This is a genomic window from Ruegeria sp. AJ12, from assembly GCF_056536245.1.
This window is the reverse complement of record NZ_JBQFJJ010000001.1, coordinates 2,202,851-2,218,765: the sequence shown is the minus strand read 5'-3', so window position 1 is coordinate 2,218,765 and position 15,915 is coordinate 2,202,851. Positions and strand designations below refer to the sequence as shown.

The 15,915-nt window shown below is 59.7% G+C and carries 17 protein-coding genes; 7 read left to right on the top strand and 10 right to left on the bottom strand.

The genetic code is table 11. From position 1 onward, the window contains the following. Positions 1-58 precede the first annotated feature (58 nt). From ACR3E0_RS11235 to ACR3E0_RS11215, 5 genes are all read right to left on the bottom strand, one after another. Positions 59-1,099, bottom strand: a complete 1,041-nt coding sequence (locus tag ACR3E0_RS11235) for a substrate-binding domain-containing protein (RefSeq protein WP_480478857.1) — start codon at positions 1,097-1,099, stop codon at positions 59-61. Between the two features lie 193 nt (positions 1,100-1,292). Then, positions 1,293-2,339, bottom strand: coding sequence for an ATP-binding protein (locus tag ACR3E0_RS11230; protein WP_480478856.1), 1,047 nt, complete (start codon positions 2,337-2,339; stop codon positions 1,293-1,295). Positions 2,340-2,367: 28 nt separating this feature from the next. After that, on the bottom strand, positions 2,368-2,892 hold the full coding sequence (locus tag ACR3E0_RS11225; RefSeq protein WP_480478855.1) for a gamma carbonic anhydrase family protein: 525 nt from the start codon (positions 2,890-2,892) through the stop codon (positions 2,368-2,370). Continuing rightward, on the bottom strand, positions 2,889-3,530 hold the full coding sequence (gene gmk / locus ACR3E0_RS11220) for a guanylate kinase (RefSeq protein ID WP_480478854.1): 642 nt from the start codon (positions 3,528-3,530) through the stop codon (positions 2,889-2,891). The genes ACR3E0_RS11225 and gmk overlap by 4 nt, the downstream gene beginning before the upstream one ends. A 16-nt stretch (positions 3,531-3,546) precedes the next feature. Beyond that, on the bottom strand, positions 3,547-4,437 hold the full coding sequence (locus tag ACR3E0_RS11215; RefSeq protein ID WP_480478853.1) for a YicC/YloC family endoribonuclease: 891 nt from the start codon (positions 4,435-4,437) through the stop codon (positions 3,547-3,549). Between the two features lie 238 nt (positions 4,438-4,675). Here ACR3E0_RS11215 and ACR3E0_RS11210 point away from each other — a divergent pair, with 238 nt between their 5' ends. Beyond that, positions 4,676-5,356, top strand: a complete 681-nt coding sequence (locus tag ACR3E0_RS11210) for a PAS domain-containing protein (RefSeq protein ID WP_480478851.1) — start codon at positions 4,676-4,678, stop codon at positions 5,354-5,356. Between the two features lie 53 nt (positions 5,357-5,409). Here ACR3E0_RS11210 and ACR3E0_RS11205 read toward each other — a convergent pair whose 3' ends face one another. Further along, complete coding sequence (locus ACR3E0_RS11205) at positions 5,410-6,780, bottom strand: class II 3-deoxy-7-phosphoheptulonate synthase (RefSeq protein WP_480478850.1); 1,371 nt, start codon at positions 6,778-6,780, stop codon at positions 5,410-5,412. A 168-nt stretch (positions 6,781-6,948) separates the two neighbouring features. Between ACR3E0_RS11205 and ACR3E0_RS11200 the strand changes: the two genes are divergently transcribed. Continuing rightward, on the top strand, positions 6,949-7,953 hold the full coding sequence (locus ACR3E0_RS11200; protein ID WP_480478848.1) for a GlxA family transcriptional regulator: 1,005 nt from the start codon (positions 6,949-6,951) through the stop codon (positions 7,951-7,953). Between the two features lie 6 nt (positions 7,954-7,959). On the opposite strand, the gene ACR3E0_RS11195 is transcribed toward ACR3E0_RS11200, so the two are convergent. After that, the gene (locus ACR3E0_RS11195) at positions 7,960-9,054 is read right to left on the bottom strand and encodes a PQQ-dependent sugar dehydrogenase (RefSeq protein WP_480478847.1); all 1,095 of its coding nucleotides are present in this window, start codon (positions 9,052-9,054) and stop codon (positions 7,960-7,962) included. A gap of 165 nt (positions 9,055-9,219) precedes the next feature. Between ACR3E0_RS11195 and ACR3E0_RS11190 the strand changes: the two genes are divergently transcribed. From ACR3E0_RS11190 to ACR3E0_RS11180, 3 genes are all read left to right on the top strand, one after another. Further along, entirely contained in the window at positions 9,220-10,401 is a 1,182-nt protein-coding gene (locus tag ACR3E0_RS11190) for an ABC transporter substrate-binding protein (RefSeq protein ID WP_480478846.1), read from the top strand. A 105-nt stretch (positions 10,402-10,506) separates the two neighbouring features. Then, positions 10,507-11,295: an ABC transporter ATP-binding protein gene (locus ACR3E0_RS11185; RefSeq protein WP_480478845.1), complete on the top strand. Its 789-nt coding sequence runs from the start codon at positions 10,507-10,509 to the stop codon at positions 11,293-11,295. Beyond that, complete coding sequence (locus ACR3E0_RS11180) at positions 11,292-12,134, top strand: ABC transporter ATP-binding protein (protein WP_480478844.1); 843 nt, start codon at positions 11,292-11,294, stop codon at positions 12,132-12,134. Before ACR3E0_RS11185 ends, ACR3E0_RS11180 begins: the two co-directional genes overlap by 4 nt. Positions 12,135-12,304: 170 nt before the next feature. On the opposite strand, the gene ACR3E0_RS11175 is transcribed toward ACR3E0_RS11180, so the two are convergent. From ACR3E0_RS11175 to ACR3E0_RS11165, 3 genes are all read right to left on the bottom strand, one after another. After that, the gene (locus tag ACR3E0_RS11175; protein ID WP_480478843.1) at positions 12,305-12,814 is read right to left on the bottom strand and encodes a thioredoxin domain-containing protein; all 510 of its coding nucleotides are present in this window, start codon (positions 12,812-12,814) and stop codon (positions 12,305-12,307) included. Next, positions 12,815-13,051 (bottom strand): thioredoxin family protein, encoded by a 237-nt coding sequence (locus ACR3E0_RS11170; protein WP_480478842.1) that lies wholly within the window; start codon positions 13,049-13,051, stop codon positions 12,815-12,817. It lies immediately after the preceding gene. A gap of 80 nt (positions 13,052-13,131) precedes the next feature. After that, positions 13,132-13,761 (bottom strand): MarR family winged helix-turn-helix transcriptional regulator, encoded by a 630-nt coding sequence (locus ACR3E0_RS11165; RefSeq protein WP_480478841.1) that lies wholly within the window; start codon positions 13,759-13,761, stop codon positions 13,132-13,134. 362 nt (positions 13,762-14,123) lie between these two features. Here ACR3E0_RS11165 and ACR3E0_RS11160 point away from each other — a divergent pair, with 362 nt between their 5' ends. Beyond that, positions 14,124-14,648: a hypothetical protein gene (locus ACR3E0_RS11160; protein WP_480478840.1), complete on the top strand. Its 525-nt coding sequence runs from the start codon at positions 14,124-14,126 to the stop codon at positions 14,646-14,648. 215 nt (positions 14,649-14,863) lie between these two features. After that, on the top strand, positions 14,864-15,892 hold the full coding sequence (locus ACR3E0_RS11155) for an alcohol dehydrogenase catalytic domain-containing protein (RefSeq protein WP_480478839.1): 1,029 nt from the start codon (positions 14,864-14,866) through the stop codon (positions 15,890-15,892). Positions 15,893-15,915 lie beyond the last annotated feature (23 nt).

Sequence of the window (15,915 nt, the reverse complement as noted above, 5' to 3'; positions counted from 1 at the left end):
AAAGAGAGATGGGGGCGGAACTGTGACCCGCCCCCGACATGTCAGACCAGTGCGCGGATCAGCTGCCCGAACCCATGGTCTTTTCGTTGGCAATCGCGTCCTGGGTCATGGCCAGTTCCGGATCGGCCACCAGGCCATAGTTGGCCAGCGGGCCCGAACCGCCTGCAATCTCGTCAGCAACGAAGAACTGCGCGTATTCCTTCAGGCCGGGGATCACACCGATATGCGCTTTCTTGACGTAGAAGAACAGTGGACGCGAAACGGGGTACTCACCCGATGCGATGGTCTCGGTCGACGGTGCGATACCGCCCATCGTGGCCACTTTCAGCTTGTCGGTGTTGTTCTCGTAGAACGCCAGACCAAACACGCCGATCCCGTTCGGGTTGGTGTCGATACGGGCCAGGGTTTCGGTGTAGTCACCGTCGATGTCGACCGACTTGCCATCTGTACGGACGTCCAGGCACGCATCTTCGGCGTCATCTTCGCTCATGCCGCCGTCCATCATGGCTTGCATGGCACCGGTGGTTTCGCAACCGGCCAGCAGAACCTTGTCCTCAAAGACTTCGCGGGTGCCGTGCTTGGTGCCCGGGATGAACATCGCGATTTCAACATCCGGCAGGTCGCCATTGAACTCGGCCCAGTTGTTGTAGCTGTTGTCGGCCAAAGCGCCATCTTTCATGACTTTGGCGCCGATGGCATTGTAAATGTCTGCCGGCTCGAACGCGGTGAAGGCGGGGCCGGTCTGCTGGCTTGCGAAAACAATGCCGTCATAGCCAATGCGCACTTCCATGATGTCGGTCACGCCGTTTTCGGCACAGGCCTTGATTTCTTTTTCGCGGATTGCGCGCGACGCGTTTGCGACGTCGATGGTGTTTTCGCCAACGCCTTCGCAGAAACGCTTCAGGCCGGCGGACGAGCCGCCCGATTCAACAACGGGTGTCGGGAAATCGGTGTTTTCACCGAACAGTTCCGCAACGATCGATGCATAAGGCAGCACGGTCGACGAACCGGCAACCTGAACCTGATCACGCGCAGCAGCGGTTGTGGCCGAAACGGCAGCGATGGCAAGAGCCGAGGCCGACAGTTTTACAAAGGACATTTTCAGTCTCCCTGAAGAAGTACACTCTGATCACCCCCATGATGATCCTGCGCACCCCTATGGATTGCGCGTAAGCCTTTTGTGACACTTGTGTAACAGTATTATGACAACCGAAGAATTAGGTTGGTTTACCACCCGTCAGCCTTGGTCCATCGGAGTGGCAGGCGCGTTTCCTGCTCCGCAGTCCGAGGGGCTAACGCGGCAGAATGACAGTGAAAACCGACCCTTTGCCGAGGTCGCTTTCGACGCGCAACCGCCCGCGGTGCCGGTTTACGATATGTTTCACGATCGCCAATCCCAGCCCGGTCCCTCCCAACGCGTGCGAGCGGTGGCTGTCCGCCCGATAGAATCGCTCGGTGAGGCGCGGCAGATGAACCGCATCAATGCCCGGACCCTTGTCGATAACCTGAACCCGGACGGCGGGTCCGCGCATCGCGGTGTCCCGTTCCGATGAGGTCACGCGCACCTCGACGCCGCCGCCGCTGCCGCCGTACTTGATGGCATTCTCGATCAGATTGGTGAAAACCTGACGCAACTGATCGCCGTCGCCGGTCAACGAGACCGGACCCTGCGGCGCAGTCATTGACAGGATCACCTTCGCATCTTCGGCCAATGGCCGCAGAGAATTCAGGGTTGATTGCAACAGCCCCGTCAACTCCAGCTGCTCTTTGGGGCGCACACGCTCTTCGCTTTCCACCCGGTTCAGCGACAAAAGATCGCCGACCAGACGATTCATCCGGTTGGCCTCTTCGGTCATGATCTGCAGAAACCGTTCCCGCGCAGGGGCGTCATCGCGGGCCGGGCCGCGCAGGGTTTCGATGAACCCCATCAATGCAGTCAGCGGCGTGCGCAATTCATGGCTGACATTGGCCACAAAATCCCGCCGCATCTGACCGGCCTGTTCCAGTTGCGTGACGTCCTGAAAAATGGCGATGACAGCGCCTCCGGACACGGCACCGATGCCGCTCATGTACCGGCAATTCACCTCAAAAGTTGTGTCCTGCGCGCCATCGTTTGACAGGTGCCGGGTTTTTGACGGTCCTTTGGTCCGCAGGCTCTGCTCCATCGCCTCGATCACCTGCGGTTGCCGCAGTATGGTGGCGAAATGACGGCCCTGAATGTTCTGACCCAGCAGAGTCTTCGCGTCGGTGTTGGCGGAAATAATCCGCTCGGTCTGGTCCACCACCAATGCTGGCATGGGGATAGCCGAAACAAACTCAGCAAGCAGGTCTTCTGGCATGGTCTGGCACTCTGTTAGCCCGGGTGTGTCAGGAAACCCGTGTCAAAGTTTCGCGAAACTTGCGCATGTTTTCCTGATAGTGCAACGCGCTGAGCGTGATTTTTTGCGCCGCCGCCGCATCCAGTTGTCGGACCACCTTGCCGGGCGATCCCATGACCAGGGAATTGTCCGGAATTTCCTTGCCTTCCGTGATCAGGGCCCCCGCGCCGATCAGGCAGTTCTTACCAATTCTGGCGCCATTCAGAACAATGGCGCCCATGCCGATCAGAGAGTTTTCGCCGATCGTGCACCCGTGCAGCATGACCTTGTGACCGATGGTGCAATTGGCTCCGATGGTCAGTGGATAGCCCAGATCGATATGCATGACGCAGTTTTCCTGGACATTGCTGCCCGCACCCACCCGAATTTCTTCGTGATCCGCGCGGATTGTGCAACCAAACCAGACCGAGGCCCCTTCTTCCAGAACGACCCGGCCGATCAGATTGGCATCCGGCGCGACCCAGGTGTCGTCGTGGATCTCCGGTGTATGGTTGCCCAGGGCGTAAACGGTCATGACAATCCCTCAAATTCATTCTGCAGCTTACGGACGTGATCCTGCAACGTCGGTTGCTGGATCCGGCGCATCCGCTCGGCGCTGACGATTGTTTTCAGCTTTTCCTCGGTGGCATCCAGATCGTCATTGACCAGGACATAATCATAGTACCCCCAATGGCTGATCTCATCCCAGCTTTTGAGCATGCGCTTGGCGATTACATCCTCACTGTCCTGACCGCGGGTTTCCAACCGGCGGCGCAGTTCCGGGATCGAGGGCGGCAAAATGAAGATCGACAAAGCATGTTTGCCAAGGTCCGAGTTCCGGATTTGCAGATCACCCTGCCAGTCCACATCGAACAGAACATCCCGACCGCCGTTGATCGACTCGCGCACCGGTGCGACGGGTGAACCGTAGAAGTTACCGAAAACATGTGCATGTTCCAGCATCTGCCCGTCAGTCACCTGCTGTTTGAACGCATCTTCCGTCAAAAAGTAGTATTCGCGCCCCTCTTCCTCGCCCGGTCGCGGCGCGCGGGTGGTGGCCGACACGGAAAACTCCAGATCGGTATCCCAGTCCATCAGCCGACGGGCCAACGTGGATTTGCCCGCCCCGGACGGGGATGACAAAATGATGAGTAGGCCCCGGCGATCCGCCATCTTATTATTCCCATATCTATTCAACGTTTTGCACCTGCTCGCGCATCTGATCGATCACCGCTTTGAGGTCCAGCCCGACAGAGGTCAGATCGGGGCTTTGCGCCTTCGAACACAAGGTGTTGGTTTCGCGGTTGAACTCCTGCATCAGGAAATCAAGCTTGCGGCCAACCGGTCCGTCCTGCGCCAGCAACTCGCGTGCGGCTGCAACATGGGCGGTCAGGCGGTCGATCTCTTCGGTGATATCCGCCTTGACGGCGATCAGGGCCAGTTCCTGCGCCACCCGGTCGGGATCGGCGCCCTGCGCGTTGTCCAGCACCCGCGCAAGGTTCACGCGCAAGGCTTCGGCCATGTTGTCCTTGCGCTGTTCCGCCAGATCGGCGGCTTGGGCTGTCAGAACGGCAACCTGATCCAGTTGAGCACCCAGAACGCCGGCCAGTGCCGCGCCCTCGGATCGCCGCATGTCGAGAAACGCCGACAGGAGCCCGTCGAACTCGGCCGTCAACTGTGCAACCAAAGGCGCCGGATCATCCGAGTCTGTGCCCGCATCCATAATGCCCTTCATCGCCAGCAGATCGGTTGCGCGCGACGGCGCGAGGGTGACGCCGTGGGCCGCCGCCAGCTCCTGTGTTCGCACCAGCGCATCCAGCGCAGCCGCCATCGCGGTCTCGTTCAATTCCAGTTCGACGGCGGTTTCCTCGCGGCTCAGCCGCAGCGACAGGGTCACGTTGCCCCGGCTCAGGGATTTTGACAGCGTCCCTCTCAGGGCGGCTTCCAATCCGGTCAGCCATTCCGGGACCCTCAGGCGCATGTCCAGGCCCTTGCCGTTCACGCTGCGCAGTTCCCATGCCCAGCTGTGCGGCCCAAATGACCCCTTCCCCGAGGCGAATCCGGTCATGGATCTGATCATCACTGCCCTTTCTTCGCTGCCTTCATGTTGCCCGCCTGCCGCACCTAATGCCATTGACCGGTGCAGGGCAAGACTTTGCTGACGCTTCGACTGTTCCGCAGAAGTTAACCATTCGTTAAAGAATTACTCCAAAATTGTCTTAACCCGTGTCAATCTGGCCTCGGCAAAGGGGATCGGGCCGCAAGTAGCGCCTATAGATCGAATTTTAGAAAAATCGCGGCTGATTGACGTAAGGGTGATGGAGATGAAGACCTTTTTCGGAACTGGTTCCGGGTCAGGATTTGGAAAGATCGTTGCAATGGATCGCTTTGACAGTGGGCGCAGCCTCTCTCCGATCCGTCAGGCCGAGGCATATTGGACCGCTTTGCTAAAAGGCGACGGGGTCCCGTCACGGTCGCAGGTCGACCCGCGCGGTCTTGAGAATGTTCTGCAATACACGTTCATTCTGGAGCGTATCGCCCCCGGCCTGGCCCGGTTTCGGCTGGCCGGTAGCCATCTGAACAAACTCGCCGGGATGGAGGTGCGGGGCATGCCCGTGACGGCCTTTTTCGATCCGAGCGCCCGGTCGGACCTGAAGGATGTTCTGGAACAGGTCTTTGCCACACCAGCCATCGCCGAACTGGGTCTGGTGTCTGGCGGTAGTCTGAGCCGTGCGCGCCTACAGGCCCGAATGATCCTGTTGCCCTTGAAAAGCGATCTGGGCGATGTCAGCCGTGTTCTGGGTGTGATGGTCAGTGACGGTCCCATCGGTGCAACGCCGCGCCGTTTTGGTCTGGCGGATCAACGTGTTCGGGCTGTGTCTGACATTCAGACGCCGTCGCGCCCCACCGCACAGGAAATCGCCGGATTTGCCGAGGATCAAAGCGACTTCAACCGGCCCGCCCGACATCTGCGCCTCGTCGTATCCCGGGACGAATGACCCAAAAAAACGGCGGGCCAGTGACCCGCCGTTTCTTGGTGCTCTGATAGTTTTCAACTCGCTTCGCGCTTTGACCGGTCGCGACGCAGGTTCGTAAGCTCCTCGGCAACCAAAAACGCCAGTTCCAGCGCCTGCGAAGCATTCAGGCGCGGATCGCAGGCCGTGTGGTAGCGATCGGACAGATCCTCTTCGGTCACGGCACGTACGCCGCCCGTGCACTCGGTCACGTCCAGACCGGTCATCTCGAAATGCACGCCGCCGGGGATGGTGCCCTCGGCCTGATGCACACCGAAAAAGTCGCGCACCTCGCGCAGGACCGACTCGAAGGGCCGTGTCTTGTACCCGGTCGCCGACTTGATCGTGTTGCCATGCATCGGATCGCAGACCCAAGTGACCGTGGCGCCCTCTTCCTTCACCGCCTTGACCAGACGGGGCAGATGCTCGCCCGCCTTGCCGGCCCCGAACCGGGCGATCAGCGTCAGACGGCCCTCTTCGTTTTCGGGGTTCAGCTTGGCCATGAGAACCTTGAGGTCTTCTGCCGTGGTCGTCGGACCACATTTCAGACCAATTGGGTTCAGCACTCCGCGGCAGAATTCCACATGGGCACCGTCCGGCTGGCGGGTGCGATCTCCGATCCAGATCATGTGCCCGGATCCGGCCAGCCAGTTGCCAGAGGTAGAATCCAGGCGGGTCAGCGCCTCTTCGTATTCCAGCAGCAAGCCTTCGTGGCTTGTGTAGAATTCAACGGTCGAGAATTCATGCGTGGTGTCCGCCGTGATGCCCGCCGCTTCCATGAAGTCGATCGTGTCCTGAATGCGGTCGGCAATTTCCGAGTATTTCTGAACGTCCTGTTCATCGGTGAAGCCCAGAGTCCAGGAATGCACCATGCTCATATCCGCGAAACCACCGGTCGAGAACGCCCGCAACAGGTTCAGCGTGGCCGCTGCCTGGGTATAGGCCTGCAGCATCTTGCCGGGATTCGGAATACGCGCCTCAGGGGTGAAGGCCAGTTCGTTGATGATGTCGCCGCGGTAGCTGGGCAGTTCCACCCCATCCAGCACCTCGGTCGGGGCGCTGCGCGGCTTGGCGAACTGGCCGGCCATACGACCCACCTTGACCACCGGCACCTTGGCGCCATAGGTCAGAACCATCGCCATCTGCAACATGACCTTGAACGTGTCACGGATGGCATCCGCGCTGAATTGTTCAAAGCTTTCAGCGCAATCCCCGCCCTGCAGCAAAAAGGCCTCGCCGCGACCAGCGGCACCCAGATGTTGCTTGAGACGCCGCGCCTCGCCCGCAAAGACCAGCGGGGGATACTGCGAAAGCTGAGCCTCGACTTTGGCCAGCGCGGCCGCGTCGGTATAGTCTGGCATCTGAACCCGGGGCTTGTTGCGCCAGTTCGATTTTTGCCATTCGGTCATAGCCTTGATCTCCGCTGAGGTATTTTAGGGGGTCTCTATACAAAATGCGTGGATGAAGGACCATATCCGATTTGCACCTCTTGACGCCGCAAACAAGCTTTGAGCATGGTGTCTGGCAAATCAGCCGCGACGTATGTGCAGCCGTCGCCGAATTAAGGACAAATCGCCATGCAAGAGCAACGCAAAGTTGTCATAGCGGACGGCGGCACGAACAAGCCGGTTAACTTCGTTTTCGTCCTGCTGGACAAGTTCTCGCTGCTGTCATTTGCGTCGGCTCTGGACAGCCTGCGGATCGCCAATCGCATGGCGGATCGCACGATTTATTCCTGGACACTCGCGGGGGAAGGCGGCGAGGTCGTGTCCTGCTCGGCCGGCACCACGTTCAAACTGGATTGCGACCTGCGCGAGCTGCAGCGCGACGAGGTCATCATGGTGTGCGGCGGCGTCGACGTGCAGACCGCCACCACCAAAAGAGTGTTGAACTGGTTGCGCCGCGAGGCACGCAAGGGGCTGCGCATCGGTGGGCTGTGCACGGCGGCCTATACGCTGGCCAAGGCCGGTCTGCTGGATGGGAAACGCGCAACGATTCACTGGGAAAACTCCGACAGTTTTGCCGAGGAATTTGACAGTGTCGAGCTGACCAAATCGGTGTTTCTGATTGACGGCAACCGGATGACAACCGCCGGCGGCACCTCCTCCATCGACCTGATGCTGAAACTGATTGCCGACGATTTTGACGAAGACCTCGCCAACGCGGTGGCCGATCAGATGATCTATTCCTCCATCAGAACGGATCAGGACACGCAGCGGCTGTCGACACCGACGCGCATCGGCGTGCGCCATCCCAAGCTGAGCCAGGTCATCCTGATGATGGAAAAGAACATCGAAGAACCGATTTCGCCGTCGATCCTCGCCAAGGATGTTGGTATGTCGACCCGGCAGCTGGAACGTCTGTTCCGCCGCTACCTCAGCCGCTCACCCAAGCGGTACTACATGGAGCTGCGCCTGCACAAAGCGCGCAATCTGCTGATGCAGACGGATATGAGCGTCATCAACGTGGCGTTGGCCTGCGGTTTTGCCAGCCCCTCGCATTTCTCAAAATGCTACAGGGCACATTACAACACCACGCCGTACCGGGAGCGCGGCGCCCAAGGCGGACGGTTGTCGATCTGACGCAGATCAGCCGGGCGTTATCCTGTAGACCGCGCCCTGCCCGACCGAAATGAACCAGATCGATCCATCGGGGGCTTCGACAATGTCGCGAACCCGCTCGGTTTCCGGCCCCTTGATCTGTTCCACCTCGCGCAACGGTGATCCGGCCAGCCGGGCGATATAGTTGAACTTCAGCGATCCGACAAAGATATCACCCCGCCACTGCGGCCAGAGCTTTCCGGAATACACCAGCAATCCCGACGGGGCGATGGACGGGTCCCAGTAGAACTCGGGCTGTTCCATCCCGGGCTTCGATGTTCCCTCGCCGATCTTCTGCCCCGAGTAATGGGTTCCATACGAGATCACGGGCCAGCCGTAATTTGACCCGGCGCGCGCAAGGTTGACCTCATCCCCTCCTCTGGCGCCATGTTCCGACACCCACAGCCTGCCGCGCGAGTCAAACCCGGCGCCCTGAGGGTTTCTGTGACCGTAGGACCAGATTTCCGGGCGCACGTCTGACTGCCCGACAAACGGGTTGTCCGCCGGAACAGAGCCGTCGCGCGCAATCCGGATCACCGATCCCATGTGGTTTGACCTGTCCTGTGCAGAAGGTCGGTCGCCCCGATCTCCGATAGTAATGAACAGTGTCCCATCCTCGGCCTCAACGACGCGCGACCCAAAGTGCCGCCCTCCGGACCCTCCGGGCACGGCTTCGAAGATCACGCGCAGATCCGTCAGTTGGTCTCCGGTATCAGAAAGACGTGCTACTGCCACCGCCGTGCCCGCGCCGCCCTGCTGAGGTTTGGAAAAGGTGAGGAACACCTCGCGCGAGCGATCAAAGTCGCGGGCGACCGTGATATCCAGCAATCCGCCCTGCCCGTTCGCCGCAACCCTTGGCGCACCCGAAACGCGTTGCGCGGCGCCATTTTTGACATAGACCACGTCACCATCGCGTTCCGTAACCAAAAAGCTGCCATCCGGCAGGATGCCAACGGCCCAAGGCGTATCCAGGCCGCCCAGCATCTGGGTCACACGCACCGGGCCGTCAGCCGTTTGCAATCTATCCGCTGAAACAGCCGTGCCTGCCCATGATAAAATGAGAATCATAAAAACCCGGATCATCCAGTCCTCCATCCATCGGTACGGCACCACCGCAGCCCAGTAAATCTATCAGATCAAATAGGATTGCGGACTGCAAAAGCACTTTTCCGTTTGGACTTTTCTTTTCTGAACAGCTTGCCTAGGGTCGTGCGCAGAACGAACACGTTCCAATAAGGGAGTAACCATATGAAAAAGCTGCTTACTGCGACTGCAGCAACCGCTCTGCTGGCCGGCACGGCCATGGCAGAGGACGTCAAACTGGGCATTCTGTTCGGCTTCACCGGTCCGATTGAATCGCTGGCACCTTCCATGGGATCCGGCGCCGAGATGGCGATTGCCGAAGTCACGGAATCCGGCAAGCTGCTGGACGGCGCGACGGTGTCTGGCATGCGCGCCGACACGGGATGTATCGACAACGGTCTGGCCACATCGAACGGTGAGCGCATGATCGCGGATGGCGTCAACGGCATCATCGGCGGTGACTGCTCGGGCGTAACCGGTGCCATCCTGCAGAACGTTGCCATTCCGAACGGCATGGTCATGATCTCGCCGTCGGCCACGTCACCCGGTCTGTCGACCATGGAAGACAATGGCCTGTTCTTCCGCACCGCCCCGTCGGACGCGCGTGAAGGTCAGGTGATGGCGGACATCCTGCAGGATCGTGGCATCAACTCGATCGCGCTGACCTACACCAACAACGACTATGGCAAGGGTCTGGCGGACGCGATCCAGTCGTCGTTTGAGGCGGTCGGTGGCGAAGTGACCATCGTCGCCGCGCACGAAGACGGCAAGGCCGACTACTCGGCCGAAGTTGGCGCTCTGGCCTCGGCCGGTGGCGACATTCTGGTGGTTGCAGGCTATCTGGACCAGGGCGGCCTGGGCATCATCCAGTCGTCGCTGGACAGCGGTGCGTTCGACACGTTCGGTCTGCCCGGTGGCATGATCGGTGACTCGCTGCCGGCAAATGTCGGCCCCGATCTGAACGGATCCTTCGGTCAGATCGCGGGTTCCGGTGGCGAGGGTGCTGAAAAGTACTTTGCCATGGCCGAAGCGGCAGGTTTCGACGGCTCGTCCCCCTACTCGCCTGAATCCTATGACGCCGCCGCGCTGCTGATGTTTGCGATGCAGGCCGCCGGATCCAGCAACCCGGCGGATTACGGCGCCAAAGTCATGGATGTGGCCAACGCACCGGGCGAAAAGATCTACCCGGGTGAACTGGCCAAGGGTCTGGAGCTGCTGGCTGCAGGTCAGGACATCGACTATGTCGGTGCGTCGGGGGTCGAGCTGATCGGCCCGGGCGAAAGCGCCGGATCCTATCGCGAGATCGAAGTGACAGACGGCGAAAACAAGACCGTCAACTTCCGCTGATCTGACGTCAGAACCCACGATACTAAACAGCCCGGACCTTGTGCCCGGGCTGTTTCAATGACAAAAGGCTGCACCTCGTTTTCGGGGATAAGGCAAGGGGAAAACATGATCGTCGTCGAAGACGTGCATAAGCATTTCGGCGGTTTTCACGCGGTGGATGGGGCATCGCTGGAAATCGAAAAAGGATCGATCACCGGGCTGATCGGACCCAACGGGGCCGGAAAGACCACTCTTTTCAATGTGATTGCCGGGGTTCTTCCCCCAACATCCGGACGCGTCTTTATGGACGGCGAGGACATCACCGGGTTGCCGCCACACGATCTGTTTCACAAGGGCCTGTTGCGCACGTTTCAGATTGCGCACGAATTCTCGTCGATGTCCTGCCGCGAGAATCTGATGATGGTGCCCGCTGCGCAATCGGGGGAATCGCTGTGGAACACGTGGTTCGGGCGCAAGCGCATCGCAGATGAGGAACGCGCGTTGAAAGCCAAGGCTGATGAAGTGTTGGAGTTCCTGACCATCGAACATCTGGCTGATCACAAGGCCGGCCAGGTCTCGGGCGGGCAGAAGAAATTGCTGGAACTCGGCCGCACCATGATGGTCGACGCCAAGATCGTGTTTCTGGACGAGGTCGGCGCCGGCGTGAACCGCACGCTGCTGATGACCATTGCCGACACCATCCTGCGCCTGAACAAGGAACGCGGCTATACCTTTGTTGTCATCGAGCATGACATGGATTTCATCGGCAAGATCTGCGACCCGGTCATCTGCATGGCCGAAGGCAAGGTTCTGGCCGAAGGCACTCTGGACGAGATCAAGGCCAATGAGCACGTGATCGAAGCCTATCTGGGCACCGGCTTGAAGAACAAGGACAAGCTGGAGGCCCAATCATGACAGCCGGCGCGAGCGACAATCCCTATCAGGACGACAAGGGCAACAAGGACGCCTCGATCACCAACACGCACGGTGTCGGCACCATGACCCCTGCTCACCCCAAAAGTGGTAAGACGCACAAGGTTGACGGTGGCCCCTTTCTGATCGGGGACACGATGACCGGTGGATATGGCAAGGGGCCGGACATCCTGCACGATTGCACCATCGCCGTGGACAAGGGCGAGATTGCGGTCATAGTCGGACCCAACGGTGCGGGCAAATCCACCGCCATGAAAGCCGTGTTCGGCATGCTGGACGTGCGCGCCGGTTCGGTGCGGCTGGATGGAGAAGATATCACCAATCTCAGCCCTCAGGATCGGGTGATCAAAGGGATGGGGTTCGTGCCTCAGACGCAGAATATCTTCACCTCGATGACCGTCGAGGAAAACCTCGAGATGGGCGCCTTCATTCGCCGCGATGATATTTCGGCCACGATGGAGCAGGTCTTTGAGCTGTTCCCGATCCTGCGCGACAAACGCGGGCAGGCGGCGGGAGAACTGTCGGGCGGTCAGCGCCAGCAGGTCGCCGTGGGCCGCGCGCTGATGACTCAGCCCAAGGTGCTGATGCTGGACGAGCCAACCGCCGGGGTTTCACCCATCGTGATGGACGAGCTGTTCGACCGGATTATCGAGGTGTCCCGCACCGGCCTGCCGATCCTGATGGTCGAACAGAATGCCCGTCAGGCTTTGGAGATCGCCGACAAGGGATATGTGCTGGTGCAGGGTCGGAATGCATATAGCGGTACCGGTAAGGAATTGTTGGCTGATCCCGAAGTTCGAAAGAGTTTCCTGGGGGGGTGAGGATGTCGAGAGTCAGTGTGACTTCAGCTGTCCCTACAGCCGCATCGACCGCCGCTTTGGCATATACGGTGCCTCAGAGTCATTTCATCGACGTTGAGTGCATTATCACTCATATAAAATATTGATTTCATTTTATATTTTCTTCCTGCGCTTGTTTCGCATGCCGCATCCTATCCGGTGTTGGCGGCTTGCCGATCAGACGGCGCCTCTGCGATCAGGGCCATGATTTCAGCCCCTAGCTGAAGATCGGAAACCTGCCCGAAATGCTGGGCACGTCGCTGGCCGAAGCGATCTATCAAAACCAGAGTGGGTGTGCCCTGCATACGGTAAGACATCATGGTCCTGGGTATTCCGCGATCCGTGCCCGGCGCGTCGATGGCGACCGGGAAACTGATACGATATTCATGCAGGAACGCTGCAAGCGCGGTTGGTGTCTGTACTTCGTGATGTTCGAAGACACTGTGCAGGCCCATCACGACGACATCCGTTTCGCTGAATGCTTCCCGAACCCGTTTGGCCTGTGGCAAGCCGTGGCTGACGCATCCTGGACAGAGCATCTGAAAAGCCTCGATGACGACAATCCGCCCACGAAGTGTCTCGATGCTCAGCGGCTCGGCGGTGTTCAACCACTGAGCCGCCTCAAGGACCGGAGCTTGCTCGAATTGCAAGACAGGTCCCATCTAGCGCAATGCCGCGAGGTCGGCACCATGATTGATGTGCAGCGCAGAACCATCGACAACCAGGGCGGGTACGGAGGTGACCCCGGCCGCGCTGGCTTCGTCGATCCGGCCGGGGGCTTCGCCCAGATGAACGATCTCAAGATCGACGCGATCACGGTCGATGATTTCTGTGATCTTGTCTTCGGCAGCCACGCAGACTGCGCAGCCGGCGTGGTAGAAGGTTGCTTTCTGTGCCATAATCGTTCTGTCTCCTGTCTTTTTCAGAGGTGGGTTGGACATTAGGTCGCCTCGTCCGTTGCCGCGGTCGAGGCGACCGCTCATTTGGCTTCGACAGACTGAAAAACCTGCCAATTGGCGGCGGCTTGCCGGTCCGGGGCCGCTTCGTACTCGCCACAATCAAGACGCAGGTCAGCATCTCCAAAAGCGGCGTCCACGAAAGTGCAATGATGAGGTGCAGCCGGGTCATCGTGCACGTTCGGTCGGAAGAACATGCAATTGGTGCACATGCGCTGCACCGGGATCGCCCCCTTAACCTGAAGCGAGCGGATCATTTTCGTCAGCGCCCTGAGGAAGATCGCCTGCTCTTGCGGTTCCAAGGCATGTGCGGCCCCCAGAAGCGCGTCCGGCCATGCGGCCATCGCTTCTGCTGCGCGCTGGCCCTTTCGAGTTGGATGCAACAATGATGCGCGCGCGTCGGAGGGGTCCGGGCGGCGATCGACATGGCCCTTGCGGGCGAGCGCCGAAACAGCGTCGCTGATCGTTGGCTGGGTGACGGCGAGTTCACTTGCCAGTGCTGTCACCCTGGCCGGGCCACGCTCGGCGAGTTGAACGAGAATTTGTGCCTGGGTCGGCGTTAAGGAAGCGGTCTCGGACTGGCGCCATCCTTCTGAACGCAAATAGATACCGATCTTGGCAAGTCCTGTGACGATGTGAAAGTCCGCCGACATCCGGTGCTCCAATTCGCGTTGCTTATATACATAGGAATCCTATTTATATTGTCAACAGCCTGATGTCGCACCGATTGAGGCGTAATTAGCCTTCCGGTTCGGGTTGGCGGTGCCGTTGGGCGCATCAAGACGCTGCTTAAGCGTCAGAGAATGGGTGTTTTTCCGCATGTGACATGTGCAAGTGGTCTGCGGCAAAAAACCCGTCCTGATCTGACGTGTTGGCGTGTTATCGCCATGCGGCGCATGCGGGATCAGCGTACCATGGCTCATGCACCGGAACTAAAAAGATTCTCTGCGAATTTCCCTTTGCGAACAGTTAGTTTTGAACCATCTCGGCGGCACATTTTCCAAAGGAGTCCCTCATGTCGCGCACACTTATTCTTGCCATTGTCATCGCCGTGATCGGCGTTGGCGGATATTTCTATCTCAACCAATCTGAAACCACCCCGTCCGAACAGCTCGACACCGCAGCGCAAGACGCAGGTGATGCCATGGACGAGGCGGCATCGGCTGTGGACGGGGCAACTTCGGATGTCGTTGATCAAGCAACCGAACAGGCGGGCGAAGCCGCCTCGTCAGTGGCGGATCAGGCCTCGGAGGCTGTTGAACAGGCAGGCGAAACCGCCGCCGACCTCGCCAATCAGGCGGGGGAGCAGGTTGCCGCGCTGGCAAACCAGGGTCAGGACCTGTTCAATTCATGGGTTCAGGATGGCATGCTGACCGCACAGCAGTTCGACTATGACGCCATGGTGGCATCCGTTCAGGACAGCGAATTGACCCAAGAGCTCAAGACCCAGGCGATCCAGATCATCGATGACATTCAGGCATCGCCGGAAATGATTGTCGAGAAGGTTCAGGAACTGCGCAACCTTCTGACACAGCAATAAAAATCTGGGGGCCGACCTGCCGGGGCCGGCCCCTTGCACCCGGTGATGACCGGGCTGCCGTTACGTTAGACCCAAGTCCAATTGACGCCACGTGCGGCATTTGCTTGGCTGGGGTCAATGCCACAGCCCGCCCCGCCACAGACCTCCCCTGACATCAGCAGGATTGTCCCTGTCGCGGTTGCGCGCTCCATCTGAGCTGTAACAAGGATGCCGAAATGACCGCCCTGCCCCACACGATGTTCGCCACGATCCTGAAACATGACGGGTATTCCGGAACCATGACCGGTCCGGTGATCGAGGACGCGGGCGAATGGCTGGCCGGCGCTGAACTGCCGGTCCCGGAGCCCGGGCCCGGACAGGTTCTGATCCGGTTGCGCACCGCCTCGGTCAACCCGTCCGACCTGCATTTCATCAAGGGAGAATACGGGCAGCCACGCACCAAGGGGGCGCCTGCCGGGTTTGAGGGCTGCGGTGATGTCGTGGCAACCGGCAAGGGTGCCGAAGCCCTGCAAGATCAACGCGTTGCCTTCGTCGCGGCCGGTTCCGGCGCCTGGGCGGAATATGTGGTGACGCAGATGCAGATGTGCATCCCTTTGCGCCCTGATATCTCGGACGAGGACGGGGCCGCCCAGATCGTCAACCCGCTGACGGCCATGGCTATGGTCGACATGGCCAAAGCGGATAGCGAGGCTTTTGTAATCTCTGCCGCAACCAGCCAATTGGGCAAGCTGATGTGCAGCCTCGGGCGGGATCTGGGGCTGAAACCCATCGCTCTGGTCCGACGGGCCGAGACAGCGGGCACGCTAAAGGACCTCGGCGCCGCCGAAGTGCTGGTCACGACTGACGAGGACGTGACCAAGCAGTTCGCCGAGCTGAGCGCCACGATGAAACCGCGTGTGTTTCTGGATGCCGTGATGGACCAGCTCTCCGAGCAGATCTTCTGCGCCATGCCCAACCGGGCACGCTGGGTCTGCTATGGCAAACTGGGAAGCGAAGCGCCCACGCTGACCCAGACCGGGCAACTGATCTTCATGGGCAAGCGGATCGAAGGGTTCTGGCTGACGCAATGGATGATGTCCACACCGCCGACCGACCAGATGCGTGTCGTGGCCGAGGTGCAGGCGCGGTTTGCGGATGGCCGATGGAAAACCGATGTCTCAGAACGGCTTACGCTCAGAAACCTGATCCCGGACCTCGCAGGTGCGCTGAAAAAGAGTGACGGAAAGGTGATTATCACGCCATAGTAGACCCAACCCCGCGCACCGGA

Coding starts and splice junctions, on each gene's coding strand:
- ACR3E0_RS11235 (WP_480478857.1), bottom strand. CDS start 1,099: ATGTCCTTTGTAAAACTGTCGGCCTCGGCTCTTGCCATCGCTGCCGTT.
- ACR3E0_RS11230 (WP_480478856.1), bottom strand. CDS start 2,339: ATGCCAGAAGACCTGCTTGCTGAGTTTGTTTCGGCTATCCCCATGCCA.
- ACR3E0_RS11225 (WP_480478855.1), bottom strand. CDS start 2,892: ATGACCGTTTACGCCCTGGGCAACCATACACCGGAGATCCACGACGAC.
- gmk (WP_480478854.1), bottom strand. CDS start 3,530: ATGGCGGATCGCCGGGGCCTACTCATCATTTTGTCATCCCCGTCCGGG.
- ACR3E0_RS11215 (WP_480478853.1), bottom strand. CDS start 4,437: ATGATCAGATCCATGACCGGATTCGCCTCGGGGAAGGGGTCATTTGGG.
- ACR3E0_RS11210 (WP_480478851.1), top strand. CDS start 4,676: ATGGAGATGAAGACCTTTTTCGGAACTGGTTCCGGGTCAGGATTTGGA.
- ACR3E0_RS11205 (WP_480478850.1), bottom strand. CDS start 6,780: ATGACCGAATGGCAAAAATCGAACTGGCGCAACAAGCCCCGGGTTCAG.
- ACR3E0_RS11200 (WP_480478848.1), top strand. CDS start 6,949: ATGCAAGAGCAACGCAAAGTTGTCATAGCGGACGGCGGCACGAACAAG.
- ACR3E0_RS11195 (WP_480478847.1), bottom strand. CDS start 9,054: ATGATCCGGGTTTTTATGATTCTCATTTTATCATGGGCAGGCACGGCT.
- ACR3E0_RS11190 (WP_480478846.1), top strand. CDS start 9,220: ATGAAAAAGCTGCTTACTGCGACTGCAGCAACCGCTCTGCTGGCCGGC.
- ACR3E0_RS11185 (WP_480478845.1), top strand. CDS start 10,507: ATGATCGTCGTCGAAGACGTGCATAAGCATTTCGGCGGTTTTCACGCG.
- ACR3E0_RS11180 (WP_480478844.1), top strand. CDS start 11,292: ATGACAGCCGGCGCGAGCGACAATCCCTATCAGGACGACAAGGGCAAC.
- ACR3E0_RS11175 (WP_480478843.1), bottom strand. CDS start 12,814: ATGGGACCTGTCTTGCAATTCGAGCAAGCTCCGGTCCTTGAGGCGGCT.
- ACR3E0_RS11170 (WP_480478842.1), bottom strand. CDS start 13,051: ATGGCACAGAAAGCAACCTTCTACCACGCCGGCTGCGCAGTCTGCGTG.
- ACR3E0_RS11165 (WP_480478841.1), bottom strand. CDS start 13,761: ATGTCGGCGGACTTTCACATCGTCACAGGACTTGCCAAGATCGGTATC.
- ACR3E0_RS11160 (WP_480478840.1), top strand. CDS start 14,124: ATGTCGCGCACACTTATTCTTGCCATTGTCATCGCCGTGATCGGCGTT.
- ACR3E0_RS11155 (WP_480478839.1), top strand. CDS start 14,864: ATGACCGCCCTGCCCCACACGATGTTCGCCACGATCCTGAAACATGAC.